This window comes from Paenibacillus sp. PSB04 (assembly GCF_025809195.1).
Lineage (GTDB): Bacteria > Bacillota > Bacilli > Paenibacillales > Paenibacillaceae > Paenibacillus_AQ > Paenibacillus_AQ favisporus.
Window position 1 is genome coordinate 3566883 of sequence record NZ_CP081301.1, and the last position, 16100, is coordinate 3582982.

Here is a 16100-nt window from a genome sequence, read left to right on the forward strand (position 1 = left end):
ACTTTGAAGGTTACTGCGATGGACGTTTTTCTTACACAAACATGTCCCCCCGTTAATCTTCTGCTGACCGTTCATCTTCATCATGAAATTGTATCCCATTATCCAAGGAAAAAGGGGCGCTGAAACCATGAAAAGATCGATTTCACTTCTCTTGATGCTGATACTGGCTGTGACCGTTGCCGGATGTTCTTCAGGGGCGGCTTCATTAGGCCTGAACGTTGGCGGTTCGAAGGACAAAAATACCCTGACAATCGTGTGGTATCCGAACGAATCCGCAGCGGATTTGAAGGATGCGCGCGACGAGGTCGGAAAGATCGTGGAGCAGGCTACAGGCAAAAAAGTGGAGCATAAGATGACGACCGATTACAACATCGCCATCGAGGCGATTGCAAGCGGAAGCGCAGACCTGGCCTATATGGGCCCTCAGGGTTATGTGGAAGCAAGAAACAAGACCGAGGACGTGAAGCCGCTGTTCACCAACAGCGGGGAATCGGGCGCGCTGGACGACGCCGTATATTATTCCTGGCTGAACGTTCGGAAAGGCGACGAAGGCGAGTTTAAAAGCGGGGACGGGTTTACCCTGGACTCTCTTCCCGGGAAAAAGTTCTCCTTTGTATCGAACAGCTCGACTTCGGGATTCAAGGTGCCGTCTGCAGGCATCATCAGCTATTTTGGAAAGATGGACAAGTACAAGGATTTGAAGGAAGACGATTTGATGCAGGGCGGCAAAGATAAATTTTTTAGCGACGTTCTGTTTGGCGGCTCCCACCAGGGTTCCGCGGTGAATCTGCTGACCGGCAAGGCGGACGTAGCCGCGTTTTGCGATACGTGCGTATCCAATTACGTGGAGCTGGCGGACGGAACGGCCAACAAACCCGGGGCTGTCTATAAAGTAAAGGATGGCGCTGCTGAACCTTTCAATACGCTCTCCGGAAAAGAGTTTGTGGTGATTTCCGTGACACCGGTCCTCAATTCCCCGTTTGTGGCGAACACGAAAACGGTGAGCGAGGATGAGCAGAAGAAGATTACCGAGGCGTTTACATCCGATGACGTGACGCATAATCCGAAAATTTTCCTTCCCAAAGATTCCAAAGACAGCGGGCTGTTCAAGCAAAAAAGCGGGAATGAACGGTTCCTGCCGGTCGACGACGCCTGGTTCGAACCGATCCGCGAGCTGTCCAAATAACCGGCAGCCGGCATATGAACTCCATACCAAACCGCCTGGAGGTGTACGATGACTGCGTTATTGGAATTCAAGCATGTGTCCAAGCAGTATGGATCTGAAACACGGGCATTAACGGATGTAAGCTTCTCGGTGAGGAGTGGGGAATTCGTATCGATCATCGGCCCCTCGGGGGCCGGGAAATCAACGCTGCTCCGGTGCATCAACCGCATGATCGATGCCAGCAGCGGAGAAATATGCATCGAAGGTAAAAATGTGCTGGAATTTCGCAAGAAAGAGCTGAAGCGGATGCGGACGAGTATCGGCATGATTTTTCAGCACTACAACCTGGTAGACCGGCTGAGCGTGATGGAAAATGTCCTGCACGGCAGGCTCGGCTACAAATCCACGCTTGCCGGCATGCTGGGGCTGTACCGTGAAGAGGAGAAGCAGCAGGCGTACCAAATTCTCGGCATTCTCGGCCTGGAAGAGCAGGTCTACAAGCGCTGCGACCAGCTCAGCGGGGGACAGAAGCAGCGGGTCGGTATCGCCAGGGCGCTGATTCAGGGGCCCAAAATGCTCCTCTGCGATGAGCCGATCGCTTCCCTGGACCCGAATGCATCCAAGGTGATCATGGATCATTTAAGGCACATCTCCACGAATTTGGGCATCACCGTGATCGTCAATCTGCATCAGGTGGAGACCGCTCTGAAATATTCCGACCGGATCATCGGGGTCAATCAAGGGAAAATCGTCTACAACGGAACACCGGGACAAATGACATCCGAAGAGCTCCAGCGAATTTACGGAAGCGAGAGGAGAGAGCAGCGTGCTGATCAAGGCGAGACGCAAGCAGGTTGATTACTTCACGGCCAAACGAAGGCATGCGTATTTGTTTTGGGGGCTTCTTCTGCTTGTAACCTATGCTGCAGCCGTACTGACCCAGTATGATTTCGTCCAGGGGCTGAGCTCCATCCCGGGCGCATTGGTATGGGGCGTCACCCATTTTTATCCCAATGCCGAATCTCTGGCCAAGTTTCCCGACGTTCTCCGCACGCTCGTCGAAACGCTGCTGATGTCCATCGCCGCTTCAACCGTCGCTTCGGTGTTTGCGCTCGTGTTCGCCCTTCTGGGCTCCCAGACGATCGGCGTTCACGCGGGGATTAAGCTGGTCAGCCGTTCGATCGCGACCGTATTCCGGAATATTGATGTCACGGCGTGGTCGATGATCCTTCTGTTTTCATTCGGGCAGAACGTGATGACCGGCTATTTCGCCTTGTTCTTTGGATCCTTCGGGTTTTTGACCCGCGCCTTCCTGGAGTCCATCGATGAGACGGGAGGCCATTCGGCGGAAGCGCTGCGGGCAACCGGGGCCGGTTATGTCTCCGTCATTTGCCAATCCGTCATCCCGGCGGCGCTGCCCCAGCTCATCAGCTGGATCCTGTTCATGATCGAAACGAACATCCGCAACGCGACGCTGATCGGCATTCTGACCGGCACCGGCGTTGGGTTCCTGTTCAATCTGTACTATAAAAATCTCGATTACAACGCAGCCAGCCTGATTGTACTCGTCATCGTGATCTCCATATTGGTCATCGAATTCACCTCGAATTATATCCGAAAGGTGATGATCGGATGAGCACCGAGGCCGTCGACAAGATGATTGCCGCCGAACTCCATCTCCGTCCGGACCGAAGACTTCCGGGCATCCCGCTTAAGAAGCCTTTTAGCAAGACCAACTTAACGATCAGGCTGACCTTAATTGGGCTAAGCCTGCTGACCGTGCTCGCCTTCGTGAGCTTTGATTACAAAGGGATCCAGGTCTTTCAAGGCATCTACGCCACGCTGCTGAACCTGAAGACGATGTTTCTGCAGCCCCGTTTACACCATTTCACCTTTGCCGCGGCTTTGTTCGAAGTGCTGATTACGCTGGGGCTTGCTTTTCTTGCTACCTTGTTCGGAGCGGTTATTGCGCTGTTTCTCGGCCTGTTCTCGGCCCGCAATTTGTCATCGCCGCTCGCGTCCGCCGTCATTAAAGGCCTGGTCGCGTTCATCCGCGCGGTGCCTACGGTCATGTGGGTGCTGATTTTTGCCGTCGCAGCAGGACTTGGCAGCGTCGCCGCCGTCATCGGCATGACCTTTCACTCCATCGGTTATTTGATCAAAGCCTACTCGGAAGCCTTTGAGGAGATGGACAAGGGCACGATCGAAGCGCTGAAGGCCAGCGGTGCGAACTGGTGGCAAATCGTGTTCCAAGCTGTCATTCCGTCCTCCTTATCCTATTTGATGTCCTGGACGCTGCTCCGGTTCGAAATCAACTTCTCCGTGGCGGTTGCCATGGGAGCGGCCGCGGGGGCAGGGGGGATCGGATACGATATGTTTATGGCCAGCGGCTTTTATTTTGATCTGCAGGAAATCGGAGCGATCACCTACTTTATTCTGGGCTTTGCCATCCTGCTGGAAATCGCCGCAAACCGTGCAAAGCGGAAGCTCAAGCAGGGAAAATAACAGGCAGCCGCAGGGTGTGCGTCTCCATTGGGATCGGCCGCCTGCACAAATAAAGAACCTTGGACAGGGAATGTCCAAGGTTCTTTGTGTCCGAAGCGCGTAACGCTTGCGGACGGTCCTCCAAACGGATTACCGGTGTTCGATCAGATCGATCGCACCCAGTACGATGTGGGCCAGACCGAATCCGACAATCCCCGTGGCGGCAAGCTTATACTTGCTGCCCAGCAGTGCGGCGCCGGAAGCGGTAACTACAGTTCCAAGAACGGCAGGAATCATTCCTTCACGCATGACGACACTCCTTTGGCTGTTGGTTTGGATAGACAAAGGTTATTTTTGTTTACCGTCCGGCGAATTATTCACCGCCAGCTAACATGGTGGGGGCAGAATTCAGGCCGATATGTAGATTTTCCCAATGGCATATTTGACATACTTGCTATACAATGGCTTAGCACTGCTATTTTCCGCATCCCTGTTAAACATTGGAGTTTGTATACATATTCAACATATCAAAAATAACATATTTACGTGAAACCGGCCTGTTACTACACTTTTTGTAAACGCTAACAAACAAAGCGCAGCAGCAGCCGATACCATCCTTCACCCAGAGCTGCGGAGAAAAAGCGTGGAGTAGGCTTTAGTCCGAATTCAAGGGGGGAAACTCCGAAGGGCCAACGTAAAGCCGCGCACAACAATGAACAGGAGGAATCATCTGATGAGAAAACGTTTAAAGCCTTGGGCCATCGTATTGTGCCTGTCCATGGTCGTCTCGCTGCTGGCCGCATGCGGTTCCGGCTCGAAAGATAGCGGGGACGGCGGTCAAGCCTCCGGCTCGGCGGATAGTGTACACAAGGAGGGCTTCCCGATCGTCGACAAGCCGATTACGCTGTCGGTATTTGCGCCTGACGTGGGCAGCGCCAAGTGGGATACGATGCAGGTATTTAAAGACATGGAGAAAATGACGAACATCAAGCTCACATTCCAGACGGTTCCGGTCGACAGCTTCGAGACCAAGAAAAATCTGATTTTTGCGAGCGGCGACCTGCCGGATATTTTCTACGCTTCGGCTTTGACGCCGGCTGAGCAGGTGACGTACGGAAGTCAGGGAACGCTGATTCCGCTGGAAAAGCTGATTGATGAATATGCGCCGAACATCAAGAAGCTGCTGGACGAAAATCCGGACGTGCGGAAGTCGATCACGACCCCCGACGGTCATATTTACGCCCTGCCTTACGTAGATAAAGGCGCGGTATGGTACAAGAGCCCGCTGTACTATAACGGCAGCTTCCTCAAGAAGCTTGGCGTAACCAAGCTTCCGGAAACGCCGGACGAGCTGTACGATTACCTGAAACGGGTCAAGACCGAGGATCCGAACGGCAACGGCAAAGCGGATGAAATTCCGCTCACGTCGACCAAGCTGAAGGATATCCGTGTGCAGATGCTGGGCTTCTGGGGCATCTATGACGAGGTGTATTATGCCGACAAGCAGGGGAAAGTTCACTACACACCGCAGGAGGAAGGGTTCAAAGAGTATCTGACCTTCTTGAACCGGCTGTGGAAGGACGATCTGCTTGACCATGAAACGTTCTCCCAGACCGACGACCAGAAGAAGGCCAAGGGCAAAAACAATCAGGTGGCCTTGTTCAACGACTGGCTGCCGTACTTTATGCTGGGCGGTGAGCCGAACACCGACAACCCGTTTATGGAGCCGCTGAAAACGGGCTTCCCGGACTCGCCGGTGGTGGCCAAGAATTCGGGAATTTCGAAGAACGGAACGTTTGCCATTTCGAGCACCAACCCTGCTCCGGAGGCAACGATGCGCTGGGTGGACTACCAGTACAGCTATGAAGGTTCTACGCTGTTCAACCAAGGGCCGGAAGGCGTGCTGTGGAAATACAAAGACGAGGCAAACCACGTCAAAGAATGGCTTCCGGTACCGGATGGAGGCGACCGCGAAAACTACCGCGGCAAGCTGACTCCGAACTACGGCATCACGACGCCGGGCGTCAGCCTTCCGGAAGTGAGCAAGGGACTGCGTTCTGACATCGACGAATGGGTCGAAAAGGAGAACCAGGAGAAAATTTTGCCATATGCCAAAGTGCCGTATCCGAACGTATTCCTGACGGAAGAGGAACAAACCGAGGTGACTTCGCTGCTGTCGGACCTGAACAACTACGTCGAGCAGATGGAAGCCAAGTTTGTGACCGGGCAGGAGCCGCTGTCGAACTGGGACAAGTATAAAGCCCAGGTGAAGAAAATGGGCGGAGACCGCATCGTGGAAATCTATCAGGCAGCCTACGACCGTTGGGACGGTCAGGAATCCAAGTAGATCAGCCAGTGAACTATGCAACGCATAAAAAAGAAAGGTCGCCGATATGGCGGCCTTTCTTTGATAAATGGGGACTGATCTATATTGCACCTGCATCCCTTGCCGAATAGAACGACGGGTAAATTGGTCGATAGTGTAATTCATCTCTTATACGCGTTGTATCGACGACCATGTCCCATGGATCAAAATCCTGCTGCAGCGCTTCGGACGATATTTCGCTATGATAAAGCTGAAGCAGCTCCGAAACCGAGATCGGGGCATCGTCGCCAACATTGTAGATTCGCCCATCAATACCTGGTGTGGAAGCTGCTAGCATCAGGGCTTGACTTACATCCGCATGGTGCGCCATAGAGAATCGTTTGGCTGGATTCCAATTACGCAATATCGGCAGAAATTCTGCGATATGGGGGTCGCCATCACCATAGACAAATGGAAGCCGTAGAATTCGTACGCCTAATCCCTGTTCGCGATGAAGCCGCAGCAGTGCCGCTTCGGCTTCAACTTTGGATTGAGGATAAGGAAAGGCAGGCCTAGGCTCGTCATCTTCACGGTTGGGTCTCGAATGCTGCCCGGAACCGTACACATGATTCGTGCTGGAAAAAACAAACCTTGGCACTTCCGCCATGAGTGCAGCGCGAGCTAGAGCTATGCTGCCATCGATGTTTGATATTCTGGTGGTATGTTCGTCTACACCACGGAACTGTGCTGCCAAATGAACCACTGCATCCGTGCCCCGGAGAGCGTCAACATAACTGTCCGGCTGCAAAAGATCGCCTTCTACAACGTCAGCCCCTTGCCGCTGAAGCCAATCCGCCTTGGCAGCGTCCCTAACCAGCAATTTAACGTGATGACCGCGCTGTAACATACGCGGAACAAAACGGCTTCCAACTTTACCTGTGGCTCCTGTTACGAAAAGGTTCATTTTCATATCCTCCTAAGTTTTTTAAACGGTATATCGGCAGTATAATAGAATAAGCCAACAGCTACCTTCCTGCGTTTATCGTACGATTGAAAGTGTCAGGATAAGGAGGAGTTAATCATGGAAGAGACTTCTTCCGGAATGTCATTAGGCGAATTTTTGCGTTCGCGGCGAGAACGTCTTACACCAGAAGATGTTGGGTTAATATCCTATGGAAGACGACGGACCTCGGGCCTTCGAAGGGAAGAAGTTGCCCAGCTTGCCCATATTGGAACGTCGTGGTATACCTCATTGGAACAAGGCAGAAGTGTCAATCCATCAGAGGACGTACTTAATAACATCGCCAAAGCGCTGCGTTTGACGGAGGATGAACGCCACCATCTCCATCTTCTTGCAAGACCGGTGCAACAGGAAAAGGTAGAAGATCAGCAATTAAATATTGGATTGGAAAGGGTAATAACGGCTCTTGAACCTAATCCGGCATTCGTAATCGGAAGATACTGGGATTTATTGCTGTGGAACAAAGCAGCTGAGATCGTTTTTCTAATCCCGCCGCTTTCAAATCATATGCAGCTGAGACCCAATTGGATGAGACATCTCTTAATGGATGCCAAGCTCGGATCGGACATACAGGACTGGGAATCCAGAGTACAGGTCTTGATTGCACACTTTCGTGCAGATTACGCGCATTTTCCTAATGATACGAGGTTTAAAGAGCTTATTGAGGAATTCATGCAGAACAGCCCGTTGTTTCGCGAGCTCTGGCCGCTGCATGACGTTCAGGCCGTAACGGATCGCCACAAACAAAGGTACGACCCTCGAATCGGAGAGATGGAGTTTGAACATGTGACCTTGCAATCGTCAGCCAATCCGGACGTGAAAATTATGATTTATACAGCTTCAACGGATACGGCTGCGCGTTTAAAACGCATAATTAGCAATCTGGAGAATGGATAAGTCTATTGGCGTTTTATTCCCAACATGGCGTACCTGTAAATAAAAAACCTTCCCCATTTACATACCTGCCAAATTCGCGAGAAGCACACTTTTTCGCATGCGTCGGCAATCCCTGCTTCGATTCAGGCATACCAAGAGCGTTCCTCATCCCGATTAGCCCTAGCGAAATAAATAATGCTTCGATCTGGGCCACATACTCATTGGGCAGCGGAAAGTGCTTTCCGTACCAATCGATGTACTGCTGTCTGGCAGTGGGATGAATAAAGGTACAAGTGATGGCCAGGTCAGTGAGAAAAGGACCGATTCCGCACGCTCCAAAGTCAATGGGATGGGCAGCCCTGTCTGCAAACACGATATTGGGAGGAACGATATCGCCGTGCAATACACCCCAAGTCAACTTGTTTTTAGGGAGTGTGTCCAGCAAAGCCATCGCTTTTTCCCCGGCGGCTTCAAGAATCTGAACATCATGTGCCTCTAATAACCCTTCCCGCACCTGCTGCTTGAGCAGATCCAGCGCATGCTGTATGCGTTCACGATGAACCGTTGGCCGGATAAAAGACGAAGGGGGCTGCCACATACTGGCATGCTGATGCAAAGCTGCCGTCATTTCAGCGGTGGACTTCAATTCCTGATCGCTGGTAAAATATTGTTTTTGCTCGCCTTCCACCCAACTGAGCATCGTACAACTTATATCGTTCACTTGTGTAACATAAGAACCCAGCCGATTGCGTTTTGGCATAGGGAGGGTGAGATGGGTGTCACGGTTAAGCGCATCCAGCCATACCAGCTCAGATTCCAGTACATCCCGGCGCGTCCACATGGTTTCAAGCGTACTGATTTTAGATTTGTGAACACGCAGGCTGTACACCAGCCCATGATGATCTTCAATTTTGAAAACCGCGGCACCGCTTTGTGCTACGGGCGAAACGGATACAGCATTTATATCGTACTGGGCAAGCGCATGCTGCGCGATGATTGCAAGATCCATTCGATTCACACCTTCTAAAGGAAATAGCCCCTCACACCGGGGATTGATATAATACTGCGCTCTAGAGCCGAACTACAGCTTAACGACAGGAATCCAAACCTCCATTTCGTACAGGTTGTTACCGCGATCGTAAGTCATTTCAAATTCGGGATCGTTTGCAGCTTCGTAATGAGAGCTTGGAAACCACTCGCCCCAGATCCGCCTCCACAATCCATGAATGTCATTCTGTCCACTCGGATTGATTCCGGTTGAAAAAATCGCATAAGACTGAGGGGGAATTTGAAGCTTTTCAAATCCTTCAGGCAAGCCGCTTTGGGGTAAAAAGTAACCGATCATGTACGAAAGTTGTCCTCCTTGCTTGTTGTATAAAACCGCATGGAGCTGGCCGTGTTCGCCTAAACCTGCGGCAGCGCGGATTCGTTTGACGGTTCCATCGGAAATACACTTTTGCCAAAACGCGGGTATTTCGATAAACGGATTCTCGCCGTCGGCATGGATCACAGTCGAAACACCGAACATTTCAAAGGCAGGTTTTCCTTCCATTCTGTAGTTCATCTCGACATCTCCGCGAATTGAAATGTGAAAGGATAAGCGAGGATAAGCCTTAAGGGATACACCGTTGTCGCGAGCAGCCTTTGGCATGACTCCGTGCATTTTTTTGAACGCCCTGGAAAACGCCTCGGGTGATTCGTAACCATACTTCAGTGCAATATCGATCACCTTTACGCCACCGGATTGCAGTTCAAAAGCGGCAAGGGTAAGCCGTCTGCGCCGAATATACTCGGACAGCGAAACGTTTGTGATGAACGAAAACATGCGTTGAAAATGGTAAGCCGAGCAGCAGGCCGTTCCGGCCACTTGGTCATAGTCGATCTCTTCCGACAGATGCGTTTCGATGTATTCCAACGCATGATTCATGCGTTTCAGCCAATCCATACAGATCATCCCTTCAACATTAATTATACGGAGTACCGAAAATAAAGCCTTGCATTCCATGCACAGAAATATCAGGTATTCCGCCTTGCTTTACCCCATACGCTGCACTTCCTAAAAGAAAAAACGAACAGCTGAACAAATCAGCTGTTCGTTGTCAGTCCTGGAGCATTTCGCCGAGCAACACGCCGTCCGGATGGTTCAGCTTGCGGAATTGTCCCGGCGTGTAGCCGGTTTCCTTTTTAAACTTGCGGATAAAATTCGGGGTGTCGGCATACCCGACCCTGCCGATGATTTCCTTGAGCGGTTCCTGGGTCGTCATGAGCAGCCGCTTGACCTCCTCCATCCTTTTCTGCCAGATATACTGGGTAAAGTTCAGCCCCACATTTTCCTTAAACGTCCGGCTGAAATGCGAAGGAGAAATTTCAAACAGATCCGCAAGGCTCTCCAGGCTCAGGCTGTGATCCATAAAGTGCTGGTCAATATAGCCGAGCATCTGGTCCTTGAGCGAACTCTCCTTATGCTTCGTCTCCTGCTGTACCTGCGTGCAAATATGGGAGGCCAGCTTCCTGAGCTGCCCCTCGAATTCATCCAGGGACTGAAAGGCGCTGCTGGTCGGAATCTCCTGCGTAATATGATGGATGCCAAGCTCCGATGCGGTCTTGAGCATCGTATTGAGAATGTCAAAGCAGATGCAGCGGGAGAGCAGCGGTGACGGGCTGCCCTCTTTCAGGCTCGTCATCGCTTCGCCGATCATGTGGGCGGAGACGTCATGGCTGCCCTGTTTCAAGCTTTGGGACAGCTTCAGCAGCACGTTTTTCGGAATCCAGAAGGCTTCCTCGCTCGCCGGCGCCAGTTTTTCAAAAAACGTAATACCGCCCTTCTCCGACGGAGTATGGAATTCCAGCGCCGAGCAGGCTTCGATAAACGACTGATTAAGCTGCCCCGCCTGTGAATATCCGGTGCCGACCCCCATGATGGGGTTAAGGTCGAACGCCTCCAGGATATTGCTGCGGACGGCATCGACGATCCGGCTCATATGGATGAAGCTCTCCATCGCTGGGTGCGGGTCAAAGCAGACGATGAGGGCCATCTGGTCCCGGCGCGGGAGCTCCACGCTGTAAGCCGATGCCCGGAGCCCGGGGATGTCCACTTCGGCTAGGAGGGAAGCGAGCGTCTGCCAATCCTGGTAATCCTGGGAAGGGTCAGCAAGCTCGCCTCGTTCCATGGCGATGACAAAAAACTGCGAACGGTCAAACCGGATATTAAAGGCTTCCAGCAGATCCGGCTCGAGCTCCCGGTCTTCTCCCTGCTGGAGCAGTCTCAGCAGAAGATGGTTCCGTGCGTACGGTTCCTGCAGATCGGCACGGGAGCTGTATTCCTGCAGCGCGGAGCGGATATGCTCCAGTTCATTGCCCGGAAGGAGCGCATCTCCCGTTCCCCGGTCGTTTCTGGACTTGGAATTGGCGAAATCGACCAGGGCCGAAATCGGGTGATATTGTCTGCGGGCCAGAAGCAGGGCGATGCCGATGCCTGCCAGCACCACGATGCTGAACAGCATGATGATAAAGCTGCGGATGTGCAGCACGCTGCTGAAAAACTGATCGCTCGGCATCAGCGTCACATACGTCCAGCCGTTCATGTCCGATTTGGTGGACACGACGGAATGCGCTTTTCCGCCCAGCTCCACGCTGTGAATGCCCGGATCGAGGGAAAACAGATGTCCCGTGTCCAGGCCGTTGATCGTTTCACCGTGATTGTTGGCGGCCAGCACCTGTCCGTGATTGTCAAAAATGTACGCCAGCCCCTTGTAGCTGCCCAGAATGGAATCGATCAGACCCGTGAGCTCCGACTCATCGATCAAATACATGACCGTTGCATGGGGATTCGGGCTGTTCGGCGTAATCGGCACCAGGTAGGCAAGCAGCGACTGCTGCCTGTAAGTGCCCCGGATCACCCGGTCCGCCGGACGCATGGTGGGAAAAGACACGTCGTTCAAATCGCCCATCAGGCTGTCTTTGGACCAATTCTGGAATATGTACTTCTCGCTGAACACGTCCAGGCTGCTAAGCCCCTGCGAGGAGTAAATCCGGTCGTCATGATGAAAATATAAAAATACATCTCCGATGATGGAACTGGTTGACTTATATTGATCCAGAGCGTCGATCGCCTCCCGCGAATAGAACGGATCATGAACCCGGTAAGAGATCAGGCGGTCGTCATAGGCGATCCTTGAGGCGATGTCGCCGAGCTCCTTCATCCGGCCGTCGACGATGCTTTCCGCCTGCGTCAGCTGGTTCAGATGGCTTTGTTCGATTTCCTCCCGGAGGTTGCCCGCGGCGCTTTGGTAGATGAAGACGGTTACAAAAACGAGAGGAAGCAGCAAAATAAACAGATAAGACCATATATATTTTAAAAACAGCTTCGATTTCAAGTACCTTCTGAGGTTACGCTTCAAACTTTCCGCCTCCCTTTGGTTTAATCATAACAAAAAATTCCCTGTCGGACATGGAATAATTCCGGCTGGCGGGGTTTTCGGCGGGAAAAGCGGGGCTTGTCCGCCAGGCTGGATACGTTGACTCGATGGATTTTTTTATATATAATATGTTTCAATGTTTCAACCATGAAAAACTGTAAATGAAGCGATGATAAGGGGTATTAGTTCCAGGGATGTCATACAGAGAGCCGGCGGTGGGTGCAAGCCGGTTGACGATTTGGGATGAACTCGCCTTTGAGCTATGATGTGAAGCGCGTGCGAAAGCGCGTCAAGGATCATCGATTCACCCGCGTTAAGGGTGCAAAGGGAGCGGGGATAAAGCATGTCCTCCGCTAACTAGGGTGGTACCACGGGAATCAAACCTCTCGTCCCTAGCGATGATACGCTATGGATGAGAGGTTTTTTTGTTGCAAACATGAAAGACGAGCGCCGTGCCGTACCGTAATAACGGGCGGGTAGCGGGCGCATTTTAGGAGGCAAATGAGCATGAGTAACCAAGAGCAGGTTCAAGGCCAGGGCTACCAGCACAAGGTGATTGAACCGAAATGGCAGAAGTATTGGGATGAGCATCACACATTCAAGACGACAGAGGATCCTGAAAAGCCGAAATTTTACGCGCTGGATATGTTTCCTTACCCGTCCGGAGCAGGACTTCATGTCGGCCACCCGGAAGGGTACACGGCGACGGACATCGTCTCCCGCTTCAAACGGATGAAGGGCTATAACGTGCTGCATCCGATGGGTTGGGACGCATTCGGCCTGCCGGCGGAGCAGCATGCGATGGATAAGGGCGAGCACCCTCGGGAAATCACGATCAAGAACATTAACACGTTCCGGCGTCAGATCAAGTCGCTCGGCTTCTCTTATGACTGGGACCGCGAGATCAGCACGACCGATCCGGAATATTATAAATGGACGCAGTGGATTTTCATCCAACTGTACAACCGCGGCCTCGCCTATGTTGCCGAAGTGCCCGTGAACTGGTGTGAAGCCCTCGGGACCGTACTGGCCAACGAGGAAGTCATCGACGGGAAGAGCGAGCGCGGCGGCCATCCGGTCGTCCGCAAGCCGATGCGCCAATGGATTCTGAAGATTACCGAGTATGCCGACCGGCTGCTGGAAGATCTGGATGACCTGGATTGGAGCGAAAGCCTGAAGGATATGCAGCGCAACTGGATCGGAAGATCGAAGGGCGCTGAAGTGCAGTTCGAAATCGAAGGGCATGACGCCAAGCTGACGGTATTTACGACCCGTCCCGACACGCTGTTTGGCGCTACTTATTGCGTGCTCGCTCCGGAACAGGAGCTGGTAGAGCGCATTACGACGCCTGAACAGAAGGATGCGGTGAAGGCCTACCAGGAGCAGGCAGCCCGCAAGAGCGATCTGGAGCGCACCGATTTGGCTAAAGACAAAACCGGTGTGTTTACCGGAGCCTATGCCGTCAATCCGGTGAGCGGCGAGAAGCTGCCGATCTGGATTGCGGATTACGTGCTGGCAGGTTACGGAACCGGAGCCATTATGGCGGTGCCGGGGCATGATTCCCGCGACTGGGAATTCGCCAAGAAATTCGGCCTGAACATCGTGGAAGTGGTCAAAGGCGGAAACGTGCAGGAGGAAGCTTATACCGGGGACGGAGAGCATGTGAACTCAGGCCCGCTGAACGGACTGCACACCGAAGAAGCCATCGCTGCAATGATCGCGTGGCTTGAGGAGAACGGCAAAGGCCAGGGCAAGGTAACCTACCGCCTGCGTGACTGGCTGTTCAGCCGCCAGCGCTATTGGGGCGAGCCGATTCCGATTCTGCATCTGGAGGACGGCACGATGAAGACTGTTCCGGAGGACCAGCTTCCGCTGCTGCTGCCGGATGTGGATCAAATCAAGCCGTCGGGTACAGGGGAGTCGCCGCTGGCCAACGTCACCGACTGGGTGGAGACGATCGATCCCGAGACGGGCATGAAAGCCCGCCGCGAGACCAATACGATGCCGCAATGGGCCGGCAGCTGCTGGTATTACCTGCGCTACATCGATCCGCATAATGCGGATGAGCTGTGCTCGATGGAGAAGCAGGAGGCATGGCTGCCTGTCGATCTGTACATCGGCGGAGCCGAGCATGCGGTGCTTCACCTGCTGTATGCCCGTTTCTGGCATAAATTCCTGTACGACCTCGGTGTCGTCACGACCAAAGAACCGTTCCAGAAGCTGATCAACCAAGGCATGATTCTGGGAACGAACAATGAGAAAATGAGCAAATCGCGCGGCAACGTCATTAATCCGGACGAAATCGTCGAGCAGTTCGGTGCCGACACGCTGCGCGTGTACGAAATGTTTATGGGGCCTCTGGAAGCGACCAAGCCTTGGAACGAGAACGGCGTGGAAGGCGCGCACCGCTTCCTCTCCCGCGTGTGGCGCCTGATCGTCAGCGAGGACGGCAGCCTCAGCAGCAAAATTACGGACGGCGATGGCAGCGATGAATTCAAGCGGACATGGCATAAAACGATTAAGAAAGTGACCGACGACCTGGAGAATCTGCGCTTCAACACCGCGATCAGCCAGCTGATGATTTTTATCAACGAAGCCTACAAAGCGGATGCGCTGCCGCGTCTGGCGATCGAGAACTTCGTGCAGATGCTGTCGCCGCTCGCTCCGCACATCGCGGAAGAGCTTTGGGAGCGTCTGGGCCATCAGGAGAGCATTACTTACGTACCGTGGCCGTCCTATGACGAATCCTGGACTGTGGAATCGGAAGTCGAAATCGTCATTCAGGTCAATGGCAAAATCGTTCAGCGGGCGATGATCGCCAAAGATATGAGCCAGGAAGCCATGCAGGAACACGCCATGTCGCTGCAGAACGTGCAGCAGGCCATTGACGGGAAAACCGTACGTAAGGTCATTGCGGTACCCGGCAAGCTTGTGAACATCGTCGCGAACTAATCGGCACCGGGGCCGCCGAACTGGGCGTCACACTTTTCCAGATCTTCTTTGTATTTGCCGTGGGTTGTGGCGATCAGACGGTGAAAGACGCCGGTTAAGCTGCTGTCCAGCAGGGCAAGCGCCTCGGCGGTAATGCCGCCGGGAACGGTTACCCGCTTCTGCAGCTCAAGGGGCGTAAAGCCTCCCTGCGTCAGCAGTTTACCCGTACCGAGCAGCATTTCCCCGGCGATCCACGTCAGTTCGCCGCGGTCCATGCCGGTCGTTTCTACGGCGGCGTTGATCCACTGATCCAGAAAAAAGCTTAAAAAGGCAGGCCCGCAGCTGGATAAATCCGATGTGATCCTGACAAAGGATTCATCGATGAGGATGGGCTTGCTGATGGGAGACAGGAGATGCTCGATGAGCTGCCTGTCTTCCTCTTTTATCCGGCTGCCATACATACATAGACAGACGCCGCTTTGAACGCGGTGGGCCACGCTCGGAATGATCTTGGCCACCTTACAGCACAAAGCCGACTCCAGGTGATGGATCTGCACCGGACTCGTGATGGATACCACCATTTGATCGGGCCGAAGCGTGCTTCCGATTTCATCCAGAATTGCTTTAAATTGAAGCGGCTTCACGCACAAAAAGATCAGATCGCTGTTGTGCGCAGTTTCCGCGTTGCTGGTGCATACATGCAGTCCGGGGTGTCGCTGCTGGAGCCGGATAACCTTCTCGGGGGTACGGTTGCTGGCATAGACCTGGTTTGGAGCGAGCGAACCCGAATCAATCAGGGCCTCAAGCAGCAGGCTGCCCATGCTGCCGGTTCCGATAAATCCTACCTTCATATAGGTTCCCTCCTTTCGTGCTTCGCAGTAACGACATGATCGTTCCCAT

The 16100-nt window shown here is 53.1% G+C and carries 13 protein-coding genes and 1 other annotated feature; of the genes, 7 read left to right on the top strand and 6 right to left on the bottom strand.

Going from position 1 to position 16100, the window contains the following annotated elements:
• The first annotated feature begins 127 nt into the window (after positions 1-127).
• From K2F33_RS16435 to K2F33_RS16450, 4 genes are read left to right on the top strand one after another with little or no spacing between them, the layout of a single operon-like run.
• Entirely contained in the window at positions 128-1186 is a 1059-nt protein-coding gene (locus K2F33_RS16435) for a phosphate/phosphite/phosphonate ABC transporter substrate-binding protein (RefSeq protein ID WP_263882226.1), read from the top strand.
• 48 nt (positions 1187-1234) lie between these two features.
• Positions 1235-2023, top strand: coding sequence for a phosphonate ABC transporter ATP-binding protein (gene phnC / locus K2F33_RS16440; RefSeq protein WP_089548244.1), 789 nt, complete (start codon positions 1235-1237; stop codon positions 2021-2023).
• The gene (locus K2F33_RS16445; protein WP_263882375.1) at positions 1995-2801 is read left to right on the top strand and encodes a PhnE/PtxC family ABC transporter permease; all 807 of its coding nucleotides are present in this window, start codon (positions 1995-1997) and stop codon (positions 2799-2801) included. Before phnC ends, K2F33_RS16445 begins: the two co-directional genes overlap by 29 nt.
• Entirely contained in the window at positions 2798-3670 is an 873-nt protein-coding gene (locus tag K2F33_RS16450; RefSeq protein ID WP_412973990.1) for a PhnE/PtxC family ABC transporter permease, read from the top strand. The genes K2F33_RS16445 and K2F33_RS16450 overlap by 4 nt, the downstream gene beginning before the upstream one ends.
• A 129-nt stretch (positions 3671-3799) precedes the next feature.
• Here the strand turns inward: K2F33_RS16450 and K2F33_RS16455 are convergent, their stop codons facing one another.
• The gene (locus tag K2F33_RS16455; protein ID WP_076169753.1) at positions 3800-3958 is read right to left on the bottom strand and encodes an asparagine synthase; all 159 of its coding nucleotides are present in this window, start codon (positions 3956-3958) and stop codon (positions 3800-3802) included.
• 424 nt (positions 3959-4382) lie between these two features.
• Between K2F33_RS16455 and K2F33_RS16460 the strand changes: the two genes are divergently transcribed.
• Entirely contained in the window at positions 4383-5996 is a 1614-nt protein-coding gene (locus K2F33_RS16460) for a type 2 periplasmic-binding domain-containing protein (protein ID WP_212984481.1), read from the top strand.
• Between the two features lie 79 nt (positions 5997-6075).
• Here the strand turns inward: K2F33_RS16460 and K2F33_RS16465 are convergent, their stop codons facing one another.
• The gene (locus K2F33_RS16465) at positions 6076-6918 is read right to left on the bottom strand and encodes an NAD-dependent epimerase/dehydratase family protein (protein WP_263882227.1); all 843 of its coding nucleotides are present in this window, start codon (positions 6916-6918) and stop codon (positions 6076-6078) included.
• A 117-nt stretch (positions 6919-7035) separates the two neighbouring features.
• On the opposite strand from K2F33_RS16465, the gene K2F33_RS16470 reads away from it, so the two are divergent.
• Positions 7036-7872, top strand: coding sequence for a helix-turn-helix transcriptional regulator (locus tag K2F33_RS16470; RefSeq protein WP_263882228.1), 837 nt, complete (start codon positions 7036-7038; stop codon positions 7870-7872).
• Between the two features lie 13 nt (positions 7873-7885).
• Here K2F33_RS16470 and K2F33_RS16475 read toward each other — a convergent pair whose 3' ends face one another.
• From K2F33_RS16475 to K2F33_RS16485, 3 genes are all read right to left on the bottom strand, one after another.
• Positions 7886-8860: a phosphotransferase enzyme family protein gene (locus tag K2F33_RS16475; protein WP_263882229.1), complete on the bottom strand. Its 975-nt coding sequence runs from the start codon at positions 8858-8860 to the stop codon at positions 7886-7888.
• Positions 8861-8932: 72 nt separating this feature from the next.
• Positions 8933-9796 (bottom strand): AraC family transcriptional regulator, encoded by an 864-nt coding sequence (locus tag K2F33_RS16480; RefSeq protein WP_263882230.1) that lies wholly within the window; start codon positions 9794-9796, stop codon positions 8933-8935.
• Positions 9797-9950: 154 nt separating this feature from the next.
• Positions 9951-12251: a helix-turn-helix domain-containing protein gene (locus K2F33_RS16485; protein WP_212984476.1), complete on the bottom strand. Its 2301-nt coding sequence runs from the start codon at positions 12249-12251 to the stop codon at positions 9951-9953.
• 178 nt (positions 12252-12429) lie between these two features.
• Positions 12430-12666 (top strand) — a binding site (T-box leader).
• A gap of 110 nt (positions 12667-12776) precedes the next feature.
• Between K2F33_RS16485 and leuS the strand changes: the two genes are divergently transcribed.
• A complete protein-coding gene (gene leuS, locus K2F33_RS16490; protein WP_263882231.1) occupies positions 12777-15221 on the top strand; it encodes a leucine--tRNA ligase in 2445 nt (814 codons plus the stop codon).
• On the opposite strand, the gene comER is transcribed toward leuS, so the two are convergent.
• Positions 15218-16051 (bottom strand): late competence protein ComER, encoded by an 834-nt coding sequence (gene comER / locus K2F33_RS16495; protein ID WP_076169761.1) that lies wholly within the window; start codon positions 16049-16051, stop codon positions 15218-15220. The genes leuS and comER overlap by 4 nt on opposite strands.
• Between the last annotated feature and the right edge of the window lie 49 nt (positions 16052-16100).

Coding starts and splice junctions, on each gene's coding strand:
- K2F33_RS16435 (WP_263882226.1), top strand. CDS start 128: ATGAAAAGATCGATTTCACTTCTCTTGATGCTGATACTGGCTGTGACC.
- phnC (WP_089548244.1), top strand. CDS start 1,235: ATGACTGCGTTATTGGAATTCAAGCATGTGTCCAAGCAGTATGGATCT.
- K2F33_RS16455 (WP_076169753.1), bottom strand. CDS start 3,958: ATGCGTGAAGGAATGATTCCTGCCGTTCTTGGAACTGTAGTTACCGCT.
- K2F33_RS16475 (WP_263882229.1), bottom strand. CDS start 8,860: ATGGATCTTGCAATCATCGCGCAGCATGCGCTTGCCCAGTACGATATA.
- leuS (WP_263882231.1), top strand. CDS start 12,777: ATGAGTAACCAAGAGCAGGTTCAAGGCCAGGGCTACCAGCACAAGGTG.
- K2F33_RS16470 (WP_263882228.1), top strand. CDS start 7,036: ATGGAAGAGACTTCTTCCGGAATGTCATTAGGCGAATTTTTGCGTTCG.
- K2F33_RS16465 (WP_263882227.1), bottom strand. CDS start 6,918: ATGAACCTTTTCGTAACAGGAGCCACAGGTAAAGTTGGAAGCCGTTTT.
- comER (WP_076169761.1), bottom strand. CDS start 16,051: ATGAAGGTAGGATTTATCGGAACCGGCAGCATGGGCAGCCTGCTGCTT.
- K2F33_RS16450 (WP_412973990.1), top strand. CDS start 2,798: ATGAGCACCGAGGCCGTCGACAAGATGATTGCCGCCGAACTCCATCTC.
- K2F33_RS16460 (WP_212984481.1), top strand. CDS start 4,383: ATGAGAAAACGTTTAAAGCCTTGGGCCATCGTATTGTGCCTGTCCATG.
- K2F33_RS16480 (WP_263882230.1), bottom strand. CDS start 9,796: ATGGATTGGCTGAAACGCATGAATCATGCGTTGGAATACATCGAAACG.